18 protein-coding genes and 1 pseudogene are annotated in these 20,872 nt (G+C 75.4%); 8 read left to right on the forward strand and 11 right to left on the reverse strand.

Going from position 1 to position 20,872, the window contains the following annotated elements; genetic code table 11:
* The first annotated feature begins 85 nt into the window (after positions 1-85).
* Positions 86-1,351 carry an amidohydrolase gene (locus ABT048_RS00800; RefSeq protein ID WP_350519101.1) on the forward strand — a complete coding sequence of 422 codons (1,266 nt, stop codon included), beginning with the start codon at positions 86-88 and terminating at the stop codon, positions 1,349-1,351.
* A gap of 72 nt (positions 1,352-1,423) precedes the next feature.
* Here ABT048_RS00800 and ABT048_RS00805 read toward each other — a convergent pair whose 3' ends face one another.
* The 8 genes from ABT048_RS00805 to ABT048_RS00840 all read right to left on the reverse strand — a co-directional run bounded on the left by ABT048_RS00805 (position 1,424) and on the right by ABT048_RS00840 (position 9,281).
* Positions 1,424-2,281 carry an AMP-binding protein gene (locus ABT048_RS00805; RefSeq protein WP_350519102.1) on the reverse strand — a complete coding sequence of 286 codons (858 nt, stop codon included), beginning with the start codon at positions 2,279-2,281 and terminating at the stop codon, positions 1,424-1,426.
* Between the two features lie 11 nt (positions 2,282-2,292).
* Entirely contained in the window at positions 2,293-2,517 is a 225-nt protein-coding gene (locus ABT048_RS00810) for a phosphopantetheine-binding protein (RefSeq protein ID WP_350519279.1), read from the reverse strand.
* 5 nt (positions 2,518-2,522) lie between these two features.
* Positions 2,523-3,248: an isochorismatase family protein gene (locus ABT048_RS00815; RefSeq protein ID WP_350519103.1), complete on the reverse strand. Its 726-nt coding sequence runs from the start codon at positions 3,246-3,248 to the stop codon at positions 2,523-2,525.
* A gap of 29 nt (positions 3,249-3,277) precedes the next feature.
* Complete coding sequence (locus ABT048_RS00820) at positions 3,278-4,939, reverse strand: (2,3-dihydroxybenzoyl)adenylate synthase (protein ID WP_350519104.1); 1,662 nt, start codon at positions 4,937-4,939, stop codon at positions 3,278-3,280.
* Positions 4,936-6,147 (reverse strand): isochorismate synthase DhbC, encoded by a 1,212-nt coding sequence (dhbC, locus tag ABT048_RS00825; RefSeq protein ID WP_502893948.1) that lies wholly within the window; start codon positions 6,145-6,147, stop codon positions 4,936-4,938. The genes ABT048_RS00820 and dhbC overlap by 4 nt, the downstream gene beginning before the upstream one ends.
* Positions 6,148-6,425: 278 nt before the next feature.
* The gene (locus tag ABT048_RS00830) at positions 6,426-7,208 is read right to left on the reverse strand and encodes a 2,3-dihydro-2,3-dihydroxybenzoate dehydrogenase (RefSeq protein WP_350519105.1); all 783 of its coding nucleotides are present in this window, start codon (positions 7,206-7,208) and stop codon (positions 6,426-6,428) included.
* Between the two features lie 181 nt (positions 7,209-7,389).
* A complete protein-coding gene (locus ABT048_RS00835; protein ID WP_350519106.1) occupies positions 7,390-8,013 on the reverse strand; it encodes a class IV adenylate cyclase in 624 nt (207 codons plus the stop codon).
* A gap of 116 nt (positions 8,014-8,129) precedes the next feature.
* Entirely contained in the window at positions 8,130-9,281 is a 1,152-nt protein-coding gene (locus ABT048_RS00840; RefSeq protein ID WP_350519107.1) for a CapA family protein, read from the reverse strand.
* Between the two features lie 242 nt (positions 9,282-9,523).
* On the opposite strand from ABT048_RS00840, the gene ABT048_RS00845 reads away from it, so the two are divergent.
* From ABT048_RS00845 to ABT048_RS00860, 4 genes and pseudogenes are all read left to right on the forward strand, one after another.
* Positions 9,524-9,982, forward strand: a complete 459-nt coding sequence (locus ABT048_RS00845) for a dsRBD fold-containing protein (RefSeq protein WP_350519108.1) — start codon at positions 9,524-9,526, stop codon at positions 9,980-9,982.
* A 129-nt stretch (positions 9,983-10,111) separates the two neighbouring features.
* On the forward strand, positions 10,112-11,488 hold the full coding sequence (locus tag ABT048_RS00850; RefSeq protein WP_350519109.1) for a M48 family metalloprotease: 1,377 nt from the start codon (positions 10,112-10,114) through the stop codon (positions 11,486-11,488).
* A gap of 30 nt (positions 11,489-11,518) precedes the next feature.
* Entirely contained in the window at positions 11,519-11,941 is a 423-nt protein-coding gene (locus tag ABT048_RS00855; protein WP_350519110.1) for a MarR family winged helix-turn-helix transcriptional regulator, read from the forward strand.
* Between the two features lie 293 nt (positions 11,942-12,234).
* Positions 12,235-13,362: pseudogene (locus ABT048_RS00860) on the forward strand (PP2C family protein-serine/threonine phosphatase); the annotation flags it as partial.
* A gap of 271 nt (positions 13,363-13,633) precedes the next feature.
* On the opposite strand, the gene ABT048_RS00865 reads toward ABT048_RS00860, so the two are convergent.
* Positions 13,634-15,046, reverse strand: a complete 1,413-nt coding sequence (locus ABT048_RS00865; RefSeq protein WP_350519111.1) for an ABC transporter substrate-binding protein — start codon at positions 15,044-15,046, stop codon at positions 13,634-13,636.
* Entirely contained in the window at positions 15,037-15,636 is a 600-nt protein-coding gene (locus ABT048_RS00870; protein WP_350519112.1) for an MTB12 C-terminal domain-containing protein, read from the reverse strand. The genes ABT048_RS00865 and ABT048_RS00870 overlap by 10 nt, the downstream gene beginning before the upstream one ends.
* A 993-nt stretch (positions 15,637-16,629) precedes the next feature.
* Between ABT048_RS00870 and ABT048_RS00875 the strand changes: the two genes are divergently transcribed.
* From ABT048_RS00875 to ABT048_RS00885, 3 genes are all read left to right on the forward strand, one after another.
* Positions 16,630-18,636 (forward strand): branched-chain amino acid ABC transporter permease, encoded by a 2,007-nt coding sequence (locus ABT048_RS00875; RefSeq protein ID WP_350519113.1) that lies wholly within the window; start codon positions 16,630-16,632, stop codon positions 18,634-18,636.
* A gap of 242 nt (positions 18,637-18,878) precedes the next feature.
* A complete protein-coding gene (locus ABT048_RS00880) occupies positions 18,879-19,736 on the forward strand; it encodes an ABC transporter ATP-binding protein (RefSeq protein WP_350519114.1) in 858 nt (285 codons plus the stop codon).
* A complete protein-coding gene (locus ABT048_RS00885) occupies positions 19,736-20,407 on the forward strand; it encodes an ABC transporter ATP-binding protein (RefSeq protein ID WP_350519115.1) in 672 nt (223 codons plus the stop codon). Before ABT048_RS00880 ends, ABT048_RS00885 begins: the two co-directional genes overlap by 1 nt.
* 208 nt (positions 20,408-20,615) lie before the next feature.
* Here the strand turns inward: ABT048_RS00885 and ABT048_RS00890 are convergent, their stop codons facing one another.
* Positions 20,616-20,831, reverse strand: a complete 216-nt coding sequence (locus ABT048_RS00890; protein ID WP_502893955.1) for a DUF6980 family protein — start codon at positions 20,829-20,831, stop codon at positions 20,616-20,618.
* Between the last annotated feature and the right edge of the window lie 41 nt (positions 20,832-20,872).

Genomic DNA, 20,872 nt, shown 5'->3' on the forward strand with positions numbered 1-20,872 from the left:
TACTTAGGTTAGCCTAATCTAACTTCATATGATCTGGTCAACGGCCCGGGACCAGCCGGGCCCTGACACCCCGGAGGCGCCACCCATGCCCCTGTCCACACCCCCGCCCGGAAGCGCGACCACGCCCGGAGCGACGCCCCCGCCCGGAAGCGCGACCACGCCGACCCTCGACGCGACCAAGAAGGCCGTCCGCGAGCGCGTGCACGCACACCGGGAGGAGCTGCTCGCCCTCAGTCGACGCATCCACGCCCACCCCGAGACCGCCTTCGAGGAGCACCGCGCCGCCGCCTGGTGCGCCGAACTGCTGCGCGGCCACGGCTTCACCGTCACCGCGCCCGCGCACGGCCTGGCCACCGCGTTCAGCGCGACCCTCGGCAGCGGACCGATCACCGTCGCCCTGGTCTGCGAGTACGACGCGCTGCCCGGCCTCGGGCACGCCTGCGGCCACAACCTGATCGCCGCCGCGGGCCTGGGCGCGGCCGTCGGGCTCGCCCCGTACGCCGACCGGCTCGGGCTCACCGTACGGGTGATCGGCGCGCCCGCCGAGGAGCGCGGGGCCGGCAAGGCGCTGCTGCTGGAGGCCGGCGCCTTCGCCGGAGCGGACGCGGCGATGATGGTGCACCCCTGCCCGGTCGAGGTCGCCGACTTCCGTTCCTTCGCGCTCGGCACCCTGTCCGTCCGCTACACCGGGCGCGCGGCCCACCCCAGCCTCAACCCGCACGACGGCCGCAACGCCGCCGACGCGCTCACCGTCGCCCAGGTCGCGATCGGGCTGCTGCGTCAGCAACTCCCGCCGCACTGGCGGGTGCACGGCATCACCACGGCGGCCGGCACGGCGCCGAACCTGATCCCGGACAGCGCGAGCGCCGAGTACGAGATCCGGGCCTCGGCGGCCGAGGACCTCGCGGAGCTGCGCTCCCGGGTCGAGGACTGCTTCCGCGCCGGGGCGCTGGCCACCGGGTGCGAGGTGGAGCTGTCCCGCCCCGAGCCGGACTACCTGGACATGCGGTCCGACCCGGGACTGCTGACCCTGTGGCGGGCCAACGCGGCGGCCCTCGGCCGGCCGGAGCCGGTCGAGAGCGGGCCGTTCGCCTGTACGGACATGGGGAACGTGTCGCACGTGGTGCCCTCGATCCATCCGGTCCTGGACATCACGGGCGGCGCTTGCGCCCCGCACGAGGCGGCGTTCGCCGAGGCGGCGCTGGGCGCGGAGGCGGAGCGTGCGGTGCTGGACGGCGCGGTCGCCATGGCGTGGACAGCGGCGGACCTGGTCGCCTCGGCTCCGACCCCGGCCGCGGGCTCGGCTGCGAGCTCGACTGGGGCCTCGACTGGGGCGAGGGCGCAGACGTGACGGTCGACAACTTTCAGCGAACAGATTTCATCATCTGTTCGCTGAAAGTTGTCATCTGAAACCCGTCCGCCGTCACGCGCCCAGCAGGGCGGCCGGTGCCACCCGCACCGCCGTCACACCCAGCTCCCGGACCACCGCCCCGACGTCCCCGTCCCGCTGCGGGTCGGCGAGCACCACGGCCGCTCCCGTCCGCAGCGGCCAGAGGAACTCCCAGAGCGGCAGCCCCAGCTGCAGCACCCGGTCGCCCGGGCCCAGCGGGTGCTCCGCCTGCAGCTCGCGCACCCGGCGGTCCGCCTCGGCATGGGTGAGCCGGACGGCCGTCGGGCGCCCGCCCGGGCCGTACCCGACGCACAGCAGGTGCTGCGGGGTGAGCGCCCGCGGCGGGTCGACGGCCGGCGCGCCGTCCACCTCCAGCCCGGCCAGTGCCCCCGGCACCCCCTCCCCCAGCACGCACACCGGCGCGTTCTCCGCGAGCAGCCGCTCCCGTCGCCCGGGCGCGTCCGCCGGGTCCAGCGGCAGGTACGCCGCGCCCGACTTCACCACCGCCAGCAGCGCCGTCAGCAGCTCGGCCGGGCGGCGGAACGGCGCCAAGCCGACCACCGTGCCGGGGCGGGCCCCACGGGCGGCCAGGGCGCGCGCCAGCCGGTTGGCGGAGGCGTTCAACTCCCCGTACGTGACGGTCAGTCCGCCCGCGAGCACCAGCGCCGGCGCGTGTGGCGTCCGGGCCGCCTGCGCCTCCACCGGCCCGACCAGGGTGGTCGCCGGATAGGTCACCGTACGGCGGGGCAGGGACGGCACCGGGGTCGGCGCCTCCTCCCGCACCGACCCCCGGACGGTCTCCCGCTCCGGCTCCCGGACGACCGTTCCCGCCGGCTCCTGAACCGGCCCCCGGACGCTCTCGCGCACGGCCCCCCGGGCCGCCTCCCGCACGACCGCCTCCATCAGACCGCGCCCAGCAGCTCGACCCAGGCCTCGACCGCCGGACGCTCCGCGAGCCGGACGAACGCCACCTCGGCGCCCTCCGCCCGCCAGCGCTCGGCGAGCGTCATCAGCCGGATGGAGTCCAGCCCCCAGTCCACCAGGTCCTCGTCCAGCGGGATGTCCGCCGGGTCCTCGCCGAGCACGTCGGCGACCTCGGCCCGGATCCGCTCCACCGTGAAGCCCATGCCCGTCACTTCCCCTCCACCTCGTCCGTCCCGTCCACAGCGTCCGTCCTGTCCACCACGAGCGTCCCGCCCACCGGGACCGGCCCGTCCGTGCCGCCGTCGAGCATCGCGAGCACGGCCGCCGTCGTGGTCACCACCCCGCAGCGCCCGGCCACCCAGGCCAGCGCGGCGCGGTGCTCCGCCGGGCCGAAGTCGGCGACCGCGTCGGCCACCACGAAGGCCTGCACGTCCCGCATCCAGGCGTCGCAGGCGGTGGCCTGCACGCCGATGTGCGCGTACACCCCGGTGATCACCAACTGGTCCCGGCCCTGCTCGTGCAGCAGCCGCTCCAACTCGGTGCGCACGAAGGCGCTGTACTTCCACTTGGTCAGCACGGTGTCGCCCGGCGCCGGCGCGACGGCGTCGGCGATCGCGATGGCCCGCGGGTCGTCCGGGATGCCCGGCCCCCAGAAGTCCTGCTGCAGGCCGCGCTCGGCCGGGCTCTGTCCGCCCGGCTGGGCCGAGTAGACGACCGGCACGCCGGCGGCGCCGGCGGCCTTGGCCAGGTCCGCGACACCGTGCAGGAGTTCGGGAACGGGAGCGGCCGCGGTGTCGAAGGCGTCGAGGAAGTGGTTCTGCAGGTCGTGGACCAGCAGGACGGCGCGTGCCGGGTCCACCGTCCAGGCGACCCGGTTGGCGGGCAGCTCCTCGGCGGCGGGCATGGGATAGGAGGGAATGCGGGGCAGGCCCACGATGGTCGTTCCTTAGCAGTCGGGGGGAATCAACGGGCGGCGGTCAGGGAGGCCGCGATGGCGGCGCGCAGGTCCTTCTTGCTGACCTTCCCGATGCCGGTGGCCGGGAAGGCCTCGACGAACTCGACCCGGTCCGGCACCTTGTAGTCGGCCAGTCCGCGCTGTCGCACGAACCTCTTCAACTCGACGCCCTTCGGGGGCTGTTCGAGGTGCTCGGCGCGGAGCACCACGTACGCGCAGGTGCGCTCGCCCAGGTAGGGGTCGGGCATCGAGACCACCGCGGCGTCGTGCACGGCGGGGTGCGCGAGCAGGTGGTTCTCGATCTCCTCGGCGGCGACCTTCTCGCCGCCCCGGTTGATCTGGTCCTTGGCCCGTCCCTCGACCACCAGGTGGCCGGTCGGGGTCCGCCGGACCAGGTCGCCGGTGCGGTAGAAGCCGTCCGCCGTGAAGGAGGCGGCGTTGTGCTCGGGCGCGTTCCAGTAGCCGCGGATGGTGTACGGGCCGCGGGTGAGCAGGTGACCGGTGGCGCCGTCGGGCAGGTCGCGGTCCTGGTCGTCGACGATGCGGACCTCGTCGTCCGGGGAGATCGGACGGCCCTGGGTGGTGGTGATCAGCTCCTCCGGGTCGTCCAGCCGGGTGTAGTTGACCAGCCCCTCGGCCATCCCGAACACCTGCTGGAGCGTGCAGCCCAGCACCGGCCGCACCCTGCGGGCGGCCTCCGTGCTGAACTTGGCGCCGCCGACCAGCAGGACCTCCAGGCTCTCGTACCCCCGGGCGCCGCGCTCGGCGGCGTCCAGCCAGAGCAGGGCGAGCGGCGGCACCAGACCGGTGACGGTCGCGCCCTCGCGTTCGATCAGCGGGAAGGCCGTCTCCGGAGCGGGCTGCGGGCAGAGCACCACCCGGCCGCCCGCGTACAGCGCTCCGAGCGAACCCGGCGAGCTGAGCGGGAAGTTGTGGGCGGCGGGCAGGACGCACAGGTACACGCTGTCCGCGTCCAGCGCGCACAGCTCGACCGATCCGCGCAGCGAGTAGATGTAGTCGTCGTGGGTGCGCGGGATCAGCTTCGGCACGCCGGTGCTGCCGCCGGAGAGCTGCAGGAAGGCGACGTCCCCCGGCCGGGGTTCGTCCGAGGGGCCGGGACCGTCGCAGGGCACGTCGGCCAGCCGGACGTGCTCGCCCGCGTCCTCCCCGGCCACCAGCACCAGCCGCAGCGCGGGGTTCTCCGCCCGTACCCGGGAGGCGAGTTCGCGGTAGTCGAAGCCGCCGTCGACGGCGGCCACGACGTACGCCGCCGCCCCGGTGAAGGAGCAGAAGTACCCGATCTCGGTGTACCGGTGCGCGGGCAGCGCGAAGACCGGCAGCGCACCGATCCGGAACAGCGCGAAGACGACCTCGAAGAACTCGGCGGCGTTGGGCAGTTGGACCACCACGCGGTCCCCGGCCCGGATGCCCCGGGCGAGCAGCCCGGCGGCCATCCGGTCGGCCCGGCGGTCGAGTTCGGCGTACGTCCAGCGGCGCTCCTCCCCGGCCGCGCAGTGGCCACCCGGGTCGACGACGGCGATCCGCCCGCCGTGTGCGGCGGCGCGCTCGCGCAGCATCCGACCGAAGGTCTCGCCGCGCCAGTACCGGGCGGCCCGGTAGCGCTCGGCGAACTCGGCGGGGTACGGGGTGAACCCGTCCGCCGGCGTCACCGGGACACCCCCGCGGCGTCCAGGAAGGTCCGGAACTTGGCGCTGGTCTCGGCGAGTTCGGCCTCCGGGAGCGAGCGGTCGACCACCCCCGCACCGGCGTACACCCGCAGTGTCCGTTCGTCCGCCTCCGCGCACCGGATGGTGACCACCCACTCGCCGTCGCCCGTCGCGTCCTCCCAGCCGACCATGCCGGTGTACAGCCCGCGGTCGAAGGGCTCGACCTCGCCGATCACGCGGCGCGCGACGTCGGTCGGCGTGCCGCAGACGGCCGGAGTCGGGTGCAGCGCGCAGGCGAGTTCCAGGGCCGAGACCGCCGGGTCGGCCAGTTCGCCGCGGATCGTGGTGGCCAGGTGCCACATCGCGGCCGTCCGCACCAGGGTCGGCCGTTCGGGCACCTCCAGGGTGCGGCAGTACGGCGCCAGCGCCTCGCGGATGGCGTCCACCACCACGGCGTGCTCGTGCAGGTCCTTCGGGGACTCCAGCAGGGCGGCAGCGCGCCTCACGTCCTCGCCGAGGTCCTCGCTGCGCGGCACCGATCCGGCCAGCGGGTTGGCCAGCACGGCCGTTCCCCGCCGGGAGAGCAGGAGTTCGGGGCTGGCACCGATCAGGGTCCGGCCGCCGCCGGCCGGGACGGCGAAGGTGTAGCCGCCCGGGTCGCGCCGGGCCAGCCGCTGCAGGATGGCCGGCAGGTCGAGCGGCTCGGCGGCGCTGAGCTCCAGCGTCCGGGCGAGCACCACCTTGCTCAACTCGCCACCGCGCAGCCACTCGACGGCCACCGCGACGCCGGCGCCGTACGCCTCCGGCTCGGGCACCGGGCGGATCCGCCAGTCGACCCGCTCGGCCGGCGGCGCGGGCAGCGCGATCAGCGGGTCCTCACCCAGCGCACCGGCGGTCCGGACCCGCTCGGGCACGGCGAGTTCGACCCTGCTGTCCCGGTCGAACGCCACGGCGCCGACCACCAACGGCCGTTCGCCCCCCGTGCGGCCGGCCTCGGCCAGCGTCTCGGCGACCCGCAGGGGCAGCGGCCGCCCGTCCTGCGGCACCCGGGCCCGCACGCCGGAGGTCAGCAGGGTGCGGGTCGGCGAGGCGAAGAACGCGTCGTCGGAGGCGGCCCGGTACTGGCCGAGCAGTCCGCTGGCCGCGCCGATGACGGCGTGGTCGGGGCCGCCGGCGAGGGGGGCCGCCGGGGCGTGGTGCACCGTGGTCACGGTGGAATCTCCAGTCTGGGACGGGTCTGCGGGGGGGTGATCGCAGCTCTACGGGGAGTCGGCGGATCCCGGGGGCCGGCACGTCTTTCGGGGACCGGCATGTCTTCGGGGGCCGCGGGTCTCGGGGGCGCCGGCGGAACCGTGGGCGCCGACCGAACTCGGGGCCGACGGAACTCGGCACCGACAGAACTCGGGGGCCGACAGAACTCGGGGGCCGACAGGGCTTGGGGCGCGGGCGGAACCGCGCGGAGGCAGCGGTTCGACGGGGCCGAGGCGGCTCAGGCGCGCAGGGTCGCGCCGCCGTCGACGTACAGGTCGTGCATGGTGATGTGCCGCGCCCGGTCGGAGGCCAGGAACACCACGGCCTCCGCGACGTCGGCGGGTGCGGCGATCCGGCCGAGCGGGATGCCGACCCGCCAGGCGGCCAGGTCGCCCTCGATCACCCGCTGTTCGGCCGCCGCGGCGTCCTCGCCCCACAGCGCGCGCTGCATCTCGGTGTCGGTCGACCCGGGTGACACGACGTTGCACCGCACCCCGGAGCGGGCGAGCTCCAGCCCCAGGCAGCGGGTGAACATGGTGGCCGCGGCCTTGGACGCCGCGTAGGCGGCCATCCCGGCCCGCGGCACGCCGGCGGCGTTGGAGCCGACGGTCACGACGGCTCCGCGCCCCCGGCCGGCCATCCGCCGAGCGACGGCGCGACCGGTGTGGAAGACGCCGGTGGTGTTGACGGCGAAGGTGTCCGCCCAGTCGGCGTCGGTGAGTTCGACGACCGGTGCGGTACGCAGGATGCCCGCGACGTTCACGAGCGTGGCGATCGGGCCGAGTTGACGTTCGATCAGTTCGACGGCGTCGTCGACGGCTTGGGCATCGGACACGTCCAGCACGTACGGTCTGACGGCCGGGAGCTCCGCCGCCAGCGCGTCGAGCGGACCGGCACGGCGGTCCACCGCCGCAACGACGGCTCCTTCGGCCACCAGCGCCCGCACCACGGCCGCGCCGATGCCCTGCCCGGCTCCGGTGACCATCGCGACGGTACCGGTGAATTCGGACTGCTGCTGCACAGGACATCCCCTCCGACCAGCAAGATTAGGCAAGCCTAACCTAACACAGTTGTTCGCCTACGCCGAGAGCCTGTGCGACCGTCAATTCGAATGCCGACGCCCGAGGGGCAGGTGAAAACGAGACGGTTCGTCTCGCAGAGTCCTCGTGCCACCCCCCGAACCACCGCGCGGACCGCCGCGGCTACCGGCGGTCGCCCGCACCACCCTCGCCATCGGTACCACCGGCACCACCGGCACCACCCGCGCCGCCGGCGCGCAGGACCGCGTCCGTGTACAGCTCGCCGGTCACATCCGCGTCGCCCACGCCGAGTTCGCCCAGGACTGCCCGCACGGCGGCCAGCGCCGGGGCCAGTTCGTCCACCCGGGCGGCGGCCGTCTCGACCTCCAGGAACACCCCGGCCAGCTGCGGCACCCGGACCAGCGTCGCCAGGAACCGGCGGCCGTCGCGCTCCAGCGTGTAGTTCCGGCAGTGCTTCTCGAAGGCGAGCCGCGGGAGGTACCCCAGGCCGCGGAGGATCGCGTGCGCCGCCCCGGCGTCCGCCACCGCGGTCTCGTGCTCCGGCTTCGAGCCGGACGCGTCGTCGACCCGCGCACCCTTGTGGGTGAGCAGCGCACGTCGACCACCGTCCGAGGACTCGATCTCACGGATGCGCAGCTCGCGGTCGGCGGCGAGGAGGCTGCCGTCGGGGAGGTCGTAGTAGGTGTCCCGGTACACCTCGGCCCGACCGGGTCCGTGCAGGCCCTCCAAGTGGCGCAGCAGCACACCGGGGTGGCGCACCAGCGCCTTCAGCTCCGCCTCGATCACCGCTCCGCCCCGATCATCGTGCAGCCCCGATCACCGTTTCGCCGCGATCACCGTCCCGCCGCGATCACCGTCCCGCCGCGATCACCGTCCCGCCGCGATCACGGTGCGTCCTGACCTCACGGCGAGGCCGAGGGCTCCGTCGGCGCCTTCGGTGCGGGGGAGAGTCCCGCGCAGCCGCGCAGGCCGTCGCGGCGCTTGAGGGCGGCCGCTGCGGCGGCGCCGGTGACCGGCTCGGGGATACCCTTGTCGTCGATGGCGGCCGGGGCGAAGGCCTCGCCGGTCACCTTGCCGTCGGCGGTGAGCGTGAGGGTGGTGACGCCGGTCTCGTTGGAGTTCGGGTAGTCGGAGGTGCCGTACCAGAGGAAGTTGCCGAAGCCGTACCCGACGTAGGTGTTGCCGAGCATGCCCGAGCCGACCATGGTGTGCGCGTGGGTGCCGACCACCGCGGTGGCGCCGGCGGTGGCGAGCTTCTTGGCGATGGTGGTCTGCGCGGCGGTCGGGCAGGCCTTGCCCTCCTCGCCCCAGTGCAGGTAGACGAGGACGACCGGGGCCTGCTGCTTCGCCCCCTCCACCGCCTTGACCAGTGCCGGGACGTCCAGGGCGGAGGCTATGCCCGGCTTGTTCGCGCCGGCCCGCCACTTCTGGTTGGTGAGGTCCTCGACCTGGCTGGCGGCGACCACGGCGACCTTCACCCCGCGCACGGTGGTGACGTACGGGGCGTACGCCTCTTTGGCGTTGCGGCCGACGCCGACGACCGGGATCGGCGAGGAGTCCTTGGCGGCGAGGGTGTCGGCGAGGCCGTCCGCGCCGAAGTCCACGGCGTGGTTGTTGGCCATCGACACGACGTCGACGCCCGAGTCCTTGAGCACCGACAGCGCCTTGGGCTCGGTGCGGAAGGTGTAGAGCTTGGGCTCCGGGGCGCCGCGCCCGGTGATCGCGGTCTCCAGGTTGAGGACGGAGAGGTCGGCGTCGGCGAGGTTGCGGGAGATCGGGCCGAGCGCCGGCTCGGGCGGCTGGACGGCCAGCCGGGCCTCGGTGCGCCCCTCGAAGTGGACGTCCCCGGCGAAGGCGACGGTGATGGTGCCGTCCGGCCGGGGCGCGGCGCTCTTGCTCGGGGCCGCGGCGGTGGTCGGGGCACCCGTGGTCGGGGACGCGGCCGTGGGAGCCGGCGCGGCGCCAGCCGGGGCGGGGTCGGGGTCGTCCGGACCACAGGCGGTGACGGCGGTGAGTCCGACGAGCAGCGCGACGGCGGCCGCGGCACGGCGCATGAGTGGTTCCCCCCGAGGACGGTGCAAGAGCGGTCAGCCTACGCCACGGAATCACCACCACTTGAGCCCGCAGCCGCAACTTTCCGGCCACAAAAGGGCGCCGACGGACCCACCCCTGGCCCGCCCGTCCCAATCACCCCACCCGTCCCGGCCACCGTGTCCCTGGTGCGGCGGCGGGGAGGGCGCGCAGCGTGGTGGTACGGGGAACCGGTCCCGCGCGGGAGGTCCGGAGGTGTGACGTGATGGGCAGCAACGTGAGCGGCGCGGCACACGGCGACACGGGCGTCGCCACGTCCGGCGGCACGAGCCGGGCCACGCCCGGCGACACGGGCGGGGCCACCGCCACCGGGCCGTCGGGGGCCGCGGCAGCAGCAGCGGCAGAGGCAGCGGCGACAGCGACGACAGCAGTGGCGGCGGAGTCGGCGGCGAGCGGTGGTGGGGGCGGCGGGCGGGCCGTCCGCACCAAGGACTGGCAGCTGAGCCTGCACGTGGTCGAGGACCGGGACACCACCCGGGTGCACGCCGTCCTGGACGCCGACGGCAACGTCCTGCACAGCGACGCCCGTTCGCGCCGCAACCCGCGCGACACCCCGGCCCCGCAGGTCGGCGACGAGTTCGCGGTCGGCCGCGCCCTGGTGGACCTCGGCCACCAGTTGCTGCGCGCGGGCGTCCACGGCGCCACCGGCCCCGCGGAGGAGTGACCGGCACCCGGCTGGACCGCGCCACGGCCGTGCCCGGCGCAGGAGTGCGCACCGCCCGTCCGGGTACGCCATGCTGAACCGCGACACCCGACCGGAACACCGGACGACCGGAAGAGCCGTACCCCGCCCATGGACACCACCCCCGACCGCCGGCCCACCCCGGGCCCCGACGCGGACCCGGCCCCCGGCCCTGCCTCCGCGTCCGCGTCCGCGTCCGCTCCGGGCGGCCCGGCCGCGTCCCCCGACCCCAGGCCCGACTCCGCCGACCGCACGCCCGGCTCCGGCTCCGACGCCACACCCGACACACCCGACGTCACACCCGGCTCCTCCCCCGACTTCACCCCTGCCGAGCGCGCCCGGGGCCGCGCGTTGCGCCGCGCCCAGCTGCCGTGGGCGCTGGGCGGCCGGCTGGCGGGCCTGACGCTGACCCTGCTGCTCGGCCTCACCCCGGCCGGCGCCGCGCTGGTCACCGCCGTGGGCGGCTGGTTCGGCGGTTCCCGCACGGCCACCGTCCTGGCCGGCGCGGCGGCCCTGGTGCTCCTCGGCCGACTGCTGCAGCTGCCCTTCGACGCCCGAGTGCGGTCGGTCCGGGCCCGGTACGGGCTGGTGACCCAGGGCTGGGCCGGCTGGGCACTGGACGCCCTGCGCGGCCTGCTCCTCACCCTCGTCCTCTTTCTTCCGCTCGCCCTCGGGCTGTTCGCGCTGACCGCCCGGTCGCCGCAGCACTGGTGGCTGCCGGCGGCGGGCGCGGCGGCGCTGCTGACCGTCGCCCTCTCCTTCCTCCACCCGCTGCTGATCGAGCCGGTGTTCAACCGCTTCGCCCCGATGCCGCCGGGCGAGCTGCGCACCGCGCTGCTGGCGCTGGCCGAGCGGGACGGCGTCCGGGTGCGGGACGTCCTGGTGGCGGACGCCTCCCGCCGGACCAGCGCGCTCAACGCGTACGTCTCCGGGTTCGGCGCCACCCGCCGGATCGTCGCGTACGACACGCTGCTGAGCACCGCGGAGCCGAGCGAGGTGGAGCTGGTGGTCGCGCACGAGCTGGGCCACGTCAAGCACCGGGACGTGCCGCTCGGCACGGCGCTGGGCGCGGTCGGGGCGGCTGTCGCGGTGGCGGTCATCGGCCTGTCGGCCGACTGGCAACCGCTGCTGGACGCGGCCGGCGCGACCGATGCGGCGGACCCCCGGGCGCTGCCGCTGCTGGCGGCGCTCGCGGCGCTGCTGGGTGCGCTGTCGGGTCCGGTGCAGTGCGCGGTGAGCCGCCGGATCGAGGCCCGGGCCGACCGGCACGCGCTCGAACTGACCGGCGATGCCGAGCAGTTCGTGGCGATGCAGCGCAGACTGGCACTGGCGAACGTCTCCGATGTCGACCCGCCCAGGCTGCTTGGGCTACTGTTCGCCACTCACCCGAGTGCGACCCGAAGGATCGCCGCCGCCCGCGCCTGGCAGGCCGCGCGAGGAGGGCCGGCGTCGGATCGTCGCGCGACCCCGGGCGAATCCGTTGTATAGTGCAACAAATATCGAGGAGGTAGGAACGCCGTGCCCGGCCGCGAGTCGTCCATCGACACCATCCAGCGCGAGCTGACCGCGTTCGCCCGCCGCGCCCGGCACAAGGCCTCCCAGCTGCACCCCGACCTCTCCCTGGTCACGTACAGCATCCTCGACCTGATCACCGAGCGCGGCGGCTGCCGGGCCGCCGACGTGGCCGCGCACTTCATGCTCGACAAGTCCACCGTCAGCCGTCAGGTCACCGCTCTGGAGAGGCTCGGCCTGCTGGCCCGCGAGGCCGATCCGGACGACCAGCGCGGCCAGATCCTGCGCGCCACCGAAGCCGGGCTGACCCTGCTGCGGGACGCCAACGAGCAGCGCCGGCTGGCCTTCACCACCCGCTTCACCGACTGGTCCGACGAGGACATCGCCCGGTTCGCCGCCTACCTGGCCCGCTACGGCGAAGAGGGCTGACGGAACACAGCCGCCGGGCGAAGCCGCCGGGCGCGGCCCGACGGACACGGCCGACCGACGCAACCCGAGGACGGAGCCCGACGGGCGCCGACCGGCTGCGCGCCGGGGGCGGCCGACGACGGAGCGCTCCCGGCGGTCGACGGTGGCGGACCGACGGCCGTCTCGGGGTGCGCCCCGCCGCCCCCACGGTGTACAGAGGAGAGGTGCCCCTCCGGCAGCGTCCCGATGCGCCGTTCCCGCCGCACGCGCCGCATCCCCCCGACCGCCGCCGCACCTGGCGACCCGACCCCCGGGTGCTGACGGCGCTGACGCTCGCGCTGATCGCGCTGATCACCGTCGTCGACATCCTCGCCCCGCCGGACATCCACCTCGGCCCGCTGCTGATCGTCGCCCCCGCCCTGACCGCCTCCTTCGCCGGCCCCCGGGCCACCGCCGCGGTCGCCCTGATCGCGTTCGCCGCACTGACCGTCATCGGCTCCGTCCGGGACAGCCTGACCAGCGCCAACATCGAGACCCAGCTCAGTGCGCAGGCCGTCGTCTCCGCACTGATCATCGGCCTGCGGGTGCTGCGCGAGCGGCACGAGCGGGAGCTGGCCCGGGTCCGGTCCGTCTCCGAGGCCGCCCAGCGGGTGCTGCTGCGCCCACTGCCGGACCGGATCGGCCCGCTGCACCTGGCCTCCGTCTACCTGGCCGCCGAGGCCGAGGCACAGGTCGGCGGCGACCTGTACGCGGCCGCCCGGACCGCCACCGGCACCCGGCTGCTGGTCGGGGACGTCCGCGGCAAGGGCCTGTCCTCGCTCGGCGACGCGGCCCTGCTACTCGGCGCCTTCCGCGCCGCCGCCCACCTGCACGCCGAGCTGCCCGACCTGGCGGCCTACCTGGACGGCAGCGTCAGCTGGGACCTCGCCCAGCTCGCCGAGCAGTCCCGGCAGGCCCGCCGGACGCAGCAGGATCGGCGCGCCCTGCCCCGGGCGTCGTCCCACGGCGCCGACGAGGAGCCCCACGAGTCGGGCGAGGCCGGCGAGTCCTTCATCACCGCCGTCCTGCTCGACATCCCCGACGACGGCTCACCGGTCCGTCTGATCGACTGCGGCCACCCGCCCCCGCTGCTGCTGCGCCCCGAGGGCATCACCACTCTCGCCGCCCGCCAGCCGTCGCCGCCCCTGGGTCTCGGCGACCTCGCCCCGGTGCGCTACGAGGTGGAGACCTTCCCGTTCCGCCCGGGCGACCGGCTGCTGATCTACACCGACGGCGTGATCGAGGCCCGCGACGCCCAGCGGCGCTTCTACCCGCTCACCGAGCGGGTCACCGCCTGGCGCGCCGACCGCCCCACCGTCCTCCTCCACCGCCTCCGCCGCGACCTGCTCGCCCACGTCGGCGGCCGGCTGGACGACGACGCGGCCATGGTCGTGGTCGAGCGGCTCCCGGACGACGACGGACCGCAGCACGGCAGCCGCTCCACCGCCCACCTCGGCGCCCCGGCCGGCCTCGGCACTCCGGCCGGGCTCGGGAGTGCGGCCGGGGCGGGGGCCGCCGCAGGGCTCGGGTCGACCGCAGGGCTCGGCCCTGCGGCCACCGGCTCGGGGCCCACCGACTCGGGGCCCACCGACTCGGGGGCGGCCGGGCCGGGGTCAGCCGAGCCACGCTCCGCCGGGCCGCGCTCCGCCGGGCCGGGGTCCGCCGCCGGCAGCGCTACGGCTTGTACGGCAGCTGCGGCACGTCGTAGCAGTTCGTCGTCATCGACGGCACCTGGGTGACCCAGCCGCCCAGCCCGCCCTGCGCCGAGTCCTGCCAGCGGGCGGCGTTCAGGCAGGCCCGGGTCGGGCCGGACGGCGGCGGCTGCGGGACGAAGGAGGCCGGCAGGATCAGGCCGTGCGCGTCGTACGGCTCGGCACGGTTCATGAACGCCTCGACGCAGGAGCGGGTCGGCGCGGCGCCGCAGGAGTCCAGTGCGTCGGTCAGCCACTGCGCGCCCGCCCAGCCCTCCAGCTCCCAGGCGGACAGCTGACCGGCGCGGTCCGGGTAGTAGCGGGCCATCGCCGTCCGGAAGTCGTGCACCGCCGGGTACTGCTGGTCCTCGTAGTTCAGGCTCGACGAGGTCGCCCAGAGCACGTTGCGGCAGTTCGGCGAGGCCTGGTAGTCGCTGCGCACCGACTCCGACCAGTTCTGCACGTTGGTGACCTTCGCCTCGACCGTCACCCCGGACTCGTCCAGTGCCCTGCACAGCGCCGCGTTGCCCCGGGTGTCCATGGCGTCGAACAGCAGCTGCGAGCCGTCGGCGCGCACCGCCGCCGCCACCGCCTGGAAGTTCGGCAGCGCGAAGTCCACCGTCTGCAGCAGCACCCGGTAGCCCTCCGCCTCCAGCCCTGCCTTCAGCTGTCCGGCGTAGCGGGCCGAGTCGGCCTGGTTGTACGCGACCACGGCGGCACTGCTCGCACCCAGGCGCTGCTTGAAGAAACGGAACACCTCGGTGCTCTGGTAGAGCGTGCCGTTCCAGCCGACCGAGCGGCCGTCGCGCGGCGCGGCGTTGCCGTAGATCTCGTAGAGGTGCGGCCAGCGGTCGTACGCCGTGCCGATCGGCTGTCCGCCGATGTCCGGCACCGCCTTGCCGCTCACGTACGGTGCACCCGCGTAGTCGAGGACGCTCCCGCTGACGAAGGCGAAGACGTGGTCCTGGTCGATCAGCCGGTGCACGCAGTCCTGGTTGCCGACGCCGCTTCCGCCGTCGTCGCAGGTCACCACCCGGACGGTGCGCCCGTGCAGGCCGCCGCGGTCGTTCAGGGACCGGAAGAAGGCCAGGGCGCCGTACCGGGGACCGCTGAACACCTCGCTGCCGACCGGGCTGGTGAGGGAGGTGACGATGCCGATCACGATCTCGCCGGCGGTGACCCCGGTGTCGGAGGTGGCATTGGTGCTGCCGGTGCCCCCGCTCGCCCCGGAGGTGGGGGTCGCGCGGGCGGTGAAGGCGTCGGCGGGCAGCCGGGTGCCGCAGCCGGTCGGCAGCGCGAGCAGGAGGAGGGCGAGCACCGCCGCCACGACGCTGCCGGGCCGTCGGCGCGCGAACGCGTCGGCGGCCCGGCAGCACGAGCGGGGCGTCAGCTGCATCCGGGGACCGGCGTGCCACTGGCACCGCCGGCCTGGGTCAGCAGGCCGCACAGGGTCGAGCGCGACACCTTCCAGGTGCCGTTCTCCAGGACGGCCTGACCGGACGCGCTCGGCTCGACCACCGTGCCCTGGAGGGACAGCGAGTAGGTGACGGTCGCGGTGGAGGCGTCGGCGAACGAGACGTCGGTGACCTTCGCCTGCACCTGGCCCACCCGCGGATCCTGCGAGAAGCCCTGCAGCACCGGGAGCAGCGCGTCGCCGCCCTGGAGCAGCGCGGCCTTGTCGGCGATCGGGGTGGCGGGGTCGAAGAACTTCTCCCAGTTGGTGGTGATCGCGGTCTTGGCGGCGGCCTGGTCGGCCGGGGCGCTGCCGGTGGCCCCCGGGCTCGCGGTGCCGGTCGCGGTCGGGCTCGGGCTCGGGCTCGCGGTCGGACTCGCCGGGGAGGCTGCCGGGGAGGTCGCCGAGGAGCTGGACTTGCCGCTGCTGCTGCACCCGGCCGCCGTACCCGCCAGCACCAGCGCGAGCAGCACGCTCGCCGTCCGCAGGGCCCGGCCGCCGCCCGTGGGGGTGCCGCTTCGCGTCACGTGCATGGTGTTCCCTCTCGACTGCGCCGCCCGGGCCGGTGTCTCGGTGTCCCGGATGCTGTTCCAGGCCGATCCTGGAAACGTCTCAAGTGACACCATGAAGGCGGATCCATGGACGAATCGCAATCCGACGGAGAAATCACCCGTAACGCCCCAAAGGGTTCCCCCGTCCGGGGCGGCGTGCTCCGGGGCAGCCCCGCGGGCGGCCGCGCCCCGGGTCGTGGTGCCCCCCGGGGTGCGCGCGAATGGGTCGGCTGGCTGCTCGTCGCGGCCGGCGCCGTGCTGTGCGTGCTCGGCTGGTACGGGGTCTCCGGAGAGCGCTTCGTCGAACAGCAGGTCCCCTACCTGGCCTCCTCCACCGTCCCGGGCGCGGCCCTGATCGTGGCCGGGACCCTCCTGGTCGCGCTCCGACCGCCGCCCCCGCCGGAGCGCGAGGACCTGACCGACCGACGGGTGGAGCGGCTGTACGAGCTGCTCGTCGAACCGTCCGGCACGGCACCGCCCGACGCCGGGCCGGTCGCCGAGCCCGACGCAGGGCCGGTCGCCGAGCCCGACGCAGGGCCGGTCGCGGAGCCCGACGCCGGTTCCCGTGCCGGACCGGGCGCCGGACCGCGCACCGGACCGGGTTCCGGGCCGCGTGCCGGACCCGCTGCGGCGGATCGGGCGGGAGGGGGCGCCGGGGGGTGGCTGGCCGTTCCCGAGGGGAGCCACTACCACCGCCCGGACTGCCCGCTGGTCACCGGCAAGGCACGGGCCGAACCGGTGGGCCGGGGCGCCGTCCGGGACCGGGGGCTGACGCCCTGCCCGCTCTGCTCACCGCCCGCGATCGGCCCCGACCCGGGCCCCGGTCGCGATCCCGAGCGCGGTCCCGACCCCGGCCGCGGTCCCGGCCCAGACCCAGACCCAAGTCCTGGCCCTGGCCCTGGCCCTGGCCCCGACGCAGGCCGGGGCCCCACCACCCGTCCGGGCGAATCCGCCCCGCCGACCGGCTGACCGCCCATGACCGCCACCGCGCTGCTCACCGCCGCCACCGAATCGTTCGACCTCACCGTCGACCTCGCCCTCGCCGGGCTCACCGTCGGCAGCGCCGCCGCGCTCAGCGGCATCGGTCTGGTCGTCTGCCACCGCGCCACCGGCGTGCTCAACATCGCCCAGGGCGCCCAGGCCATGGCCATCGCCTACCTGCTGCGCGACCTCGTGGTGGTGCGGCACTGGCCGGTGTGGCCTGCCGTCGCCTGCTGCCTGCTGGTCGTCGCCCCCGCGCTGGGAGCGCTGCTCGACGTCCTCGTCTACCGCCCGCTGCAACGGCGCGGCGCCGGACCGGCCGAAACCGTGGTCGCCGGGCTCGGCGTCTTCGTGCTGCTCATCGGCGTGGCCGTGCTGCTGTGGGGCCCGGCACCACTGGCCGGCGCGCCCTCCCCGCTCGGCGGCACCCCGATCCACCTGCCCGGCGGGCACAGCCTCCGGCCCGACACCGTCGCCCAGCTCGCCGCCATCCTCGTGCTCGGCCTCACCGTCTCCGCCGTCACCCGGTGGACCCGCTTCGGCCTCCAGCTGCGCGCCGTCGTCGACGACCGCCACCTCGCCACCCTCGCCGGGGTCGACGCCGACCGGCTCTCCGCCACCGGCTGGGCCTTCGGCACCTTCACCGCCGGGCTCGTCGGCATCGCCCTCGCGCCGTACCTGCTGCTCGATCCGTACGGGCTGCCGCTGCTGGTGATGGAGACCATGGCGGTCGCGGTCGCCGCCCGGCTGCAGAGCATCCCGGTCGCCGTCGCCACCGGGCTGGCCCTCGGCGTCGCCCAGTCGGAGCTCACCCGGGTGCACCCGTCCGGGCAACTGCTGCCGCTGGTGCAGGCGGTGCAGTCCAACCTGTTCGTGATCGCGCTGCTCGCCACCGCCCTGCTCGCCGGGCCGCGCATCGGCGGACCGGGAACCGGCGGGCCACGCACCGGCGGGGACCGGGCCGGCACGGCGCCGCTGGACCTGCGCCGTGCCGGAAGCGGGGGCGGACGGCTCGCGGGGGCCGTCTGCCTGGTGCTGCTCCTGCTGCCGCTCGGCTTCCGCGGCAACGACCTGCGCAGCGCCCTGCTCGTCCCCGCGCTCGCGCTCGTGCTGCTGTCCATCGTCGTGGTCACCGGCTACGGCGGGCAGATCTCGCTCGGCCAGGCCGGCTACGCGGGCCTCGGCGCGCTCGGCACGGCGCTGTTGATGTCCGGCCGCATCCCCGGCATCCCGGCCATGCCCTCCGTACCCGCGCTGCTGATCGCGGTCCTCGCCACCGCGCCACTGGGCCTACTCACCGGTTGGCCCGCGATCCGGCGACGCGGGCTCGCCCTGGCCCTGGTCACCTTCGCGGTGGGGATGGCGATGAGCCGCTTCGTCTTCCAGCAGCCGTACGCCACCACCGGGCTGGTCCTCGACCGCCCGTCCTTCCTGGCCGGCGACCGTGTCTTCTACCTCGCCGAACTCCTGCTCCTCGGCCTCGGCCTGCTCGCCGTACGCGCTCTGCACCGGGGCCGCCTCGGCCGGGCCCTGACCGCCATGCGGGACCACGAACCGGGCGCGGTCGCGGCGGGTGTGGACGTCCCCGGCCTCAAGCTCTTCGCCTTCGTCGCGGGCGCGGCGCTCGCCGCCCTCGGCGGCGGCCTGATCGGCCTCGCCGGACGCGCCTTCGACCCCGCCGACTTCGACCCGGTGCGCGGGCTCCTCTGGTTCGCGGCCGTCGTCGTCGCCGGCGCCGACAGCGCCCTCGCCGCCGTCCTGGCCGCCGCCCTCCTCATCGGCCTCGACGCCGGCACCGTCGCGGGCGTCTCCGCCGTCGCCGTCGGTGCCCTCGCCGCCGTCATCGGCCGCCTCCCGGGCGGTCTCGCCTCCCTCCCCCTGCACCCCCGCCGCGACGGCCGCCAACCCCCGCCCCTCCCGCCGACCCGCCTCACCCCGACGGGACGCCGGGTACGAGCGGCCATCGCGGCGCGGCAGGCCGGCGAGGAGCGGGCATCATGAGCAACTCTCATGCTGCCTCGCCGGCCATGCGAGGCCGCAGCCATGAGCAACTCTCATGTCGACCTACCAACCGCCTCCAGTCACAAGCCATGAACAACACTCATGCCGCCTCGCCGACCATGCAGAGGAGCAGCCATGAGCAACACTCATCCCACCACCCGCGCGACAAGCCATGAGCGACTCTCATGCCATCGCCCGTCCCTTGACCGAGCGGCACTCCTCGGCGCACGGAACGGACAGCCATGAGCGACTCTCATGGCCGCCGCGCCGCCTCCCACGCCGCAAACCACCCCGCCACCCACCCCGCTGCCCGGCTCACCGCCCGGGGCATCGTGCGGCGGTACGGGGGGATCGAGGCGGTGGCCGGGGTGGACCTGGTGGCGTTGCCGGGGCGGATCACGGCGTTGGTGGGGCCGAACGGGGCGGGCAAGAGCACCCTGTTCGACTGCCTCGCCGGCACCGCGCGTCCGGACGCCGGGCGGGTGCTGCTGGGCGGGCGGGACGTCACCGGGTTGCCCGCCCACCGACGGGTGCGGCTCGGGTTGGCGAGGACCTTCCAACAGATCGCCGTCTTCCCCACCCTCTCGGTGGCCGACAACGTCCGGGTCGGCGCCGAACAGCGGACGGAACGACGAGCGGAACGACCAACAGGACGACGGACCGAGCAGCGACCCCACCGGCCCGGACGGCCCCGGCGGAGTGGGCGGGTCGAGGCCCGGGCCGTGGCCGAGCGGACGGCCGGGGCGCTGCGGCTGTTCGGGCTGCAGGACGTCGCCGCCGAGCCCGCCGGGGCGCAACCCACCGGCGTGCTGCGGCTGGTGGAGCTGGCGCGGGCGCTGGCGGGCGAGCCCCGGGTGCTGCTGCTGGACGAGCCGGCCGCCGGGCTCGACGCCGCGCAGACGGCCCGTCTGGTGTCCGTGCTGCGGAGCCTGGCCGGGCGCGGCATGGCGCTGCTGCTGGTCGAGCACGACGTCGAGCTGGTCGCCGAACTCGCGGACTCCGTCTACGCCATGGCCGAGGGCCGGATGGTGGCGGGCGGCCCGACCGCGACCGTCCTGGCCGATCCCCGGGTCACCCGGGTCTGGGGAGCGGTGACCTGATGCCCGTCGAAGCCGCGCTCCGCGCCGCCCGGGTCCGGTACGGCCCGCTGGAGGCACTGCACGGGGTCGACCTCGTCTTCCCCTCCGCCGCCCTCACCGTTCTGCTCGGCCGCAACGGCGCCGGACGGACGAGTGCGCTGCACGCCCTGGCCGGGGTCGTACCGTTGTCGGGCGGGCGGGCGCTGTGGCGGGGCCGGGACATCGGCGGGCTGTCGGTGTACCAGCGGGTACGGCGGGGGCTGGCTCTCGTCCCCGCCGAGCGCGGGGTGTTCGGGTCGCTGACCGTCGCCGAGAACCTGACCCTGGGCGGCCCGGGCCCGGCCGAAGTGCTGGAGCTCTTCCCCGAGTTGACCGCGCTGCTGGACCGCCGGGCGGGCAGTCTCTCCGGCGGCCAGCAGCAACTGGTCGCCGTCGGGCGGGCGTTGGCGGCCCGGCCGACGTTCCTCCTGCTCGACGAGCCCGAGCGGGGCCTCGCCCCCGCCGTCGCCGCCCGGCTGCACGCCCGTCTGCTGGCGGACGCCGCCGCCGGCCGCACGGTGGTGCTGGCTTCGCAGTCGCTGCCGCGCACGCTCGCCGGGGCGGCCGTGGTGCACGTGCTGCACCGGGGCGAGGTGGTCTTCTCGGGTGAGCCCGGGGAGCCGTTCCCGGGGCGGTTCGCGGTCACCCGATGACCGGCGCCGGCCGGGCCCACCCCCAGCCGGGGGGAGGCCGTCCCACTCCGCACAGGCGGTCCAACTGCCGTCCCCCGCCGGTACGCTGAGGAACCGTGCGGGACGAGGTTCACAACGATGCCCGGGGCAGGGCGAAGCAGAGCGTGACGTCCAACCGGTTCTCCGGCGGACAGGCGCGCACCGTCCACCAGGCCGAGGTGATCAACCTCTACGGCGGGCCGCAGCCCACGACCACCGACCCCGACGCCCGCCGACTGGCCCTCGCCGCCGCCCGCCAGTGGCCGAGCCAGGCCCCGTCCTGGAACTCGGCGGGGACGTCGTCCTTGGAGGGATCGATCCCGCGGCGCTCCATCTCGTCGAACCAGCGGTCCCGTCGGGAATCGAGGAGGCGCTGTCCGCACCAGGAACAGAAGTCGATCCCGATGCTCGCCCGCCGCCGTCGTGAACGATCAGCCCGTACCTGGC

This window comes from Kitasatospora sp. NPDC096140, from assembly GCF_040303045.1.
Classification (GTDB): Bacteria; Actinomycetota; Actinomycetes; order Streptomycetales; family Streptomycetaceae; genus Kitasatospora.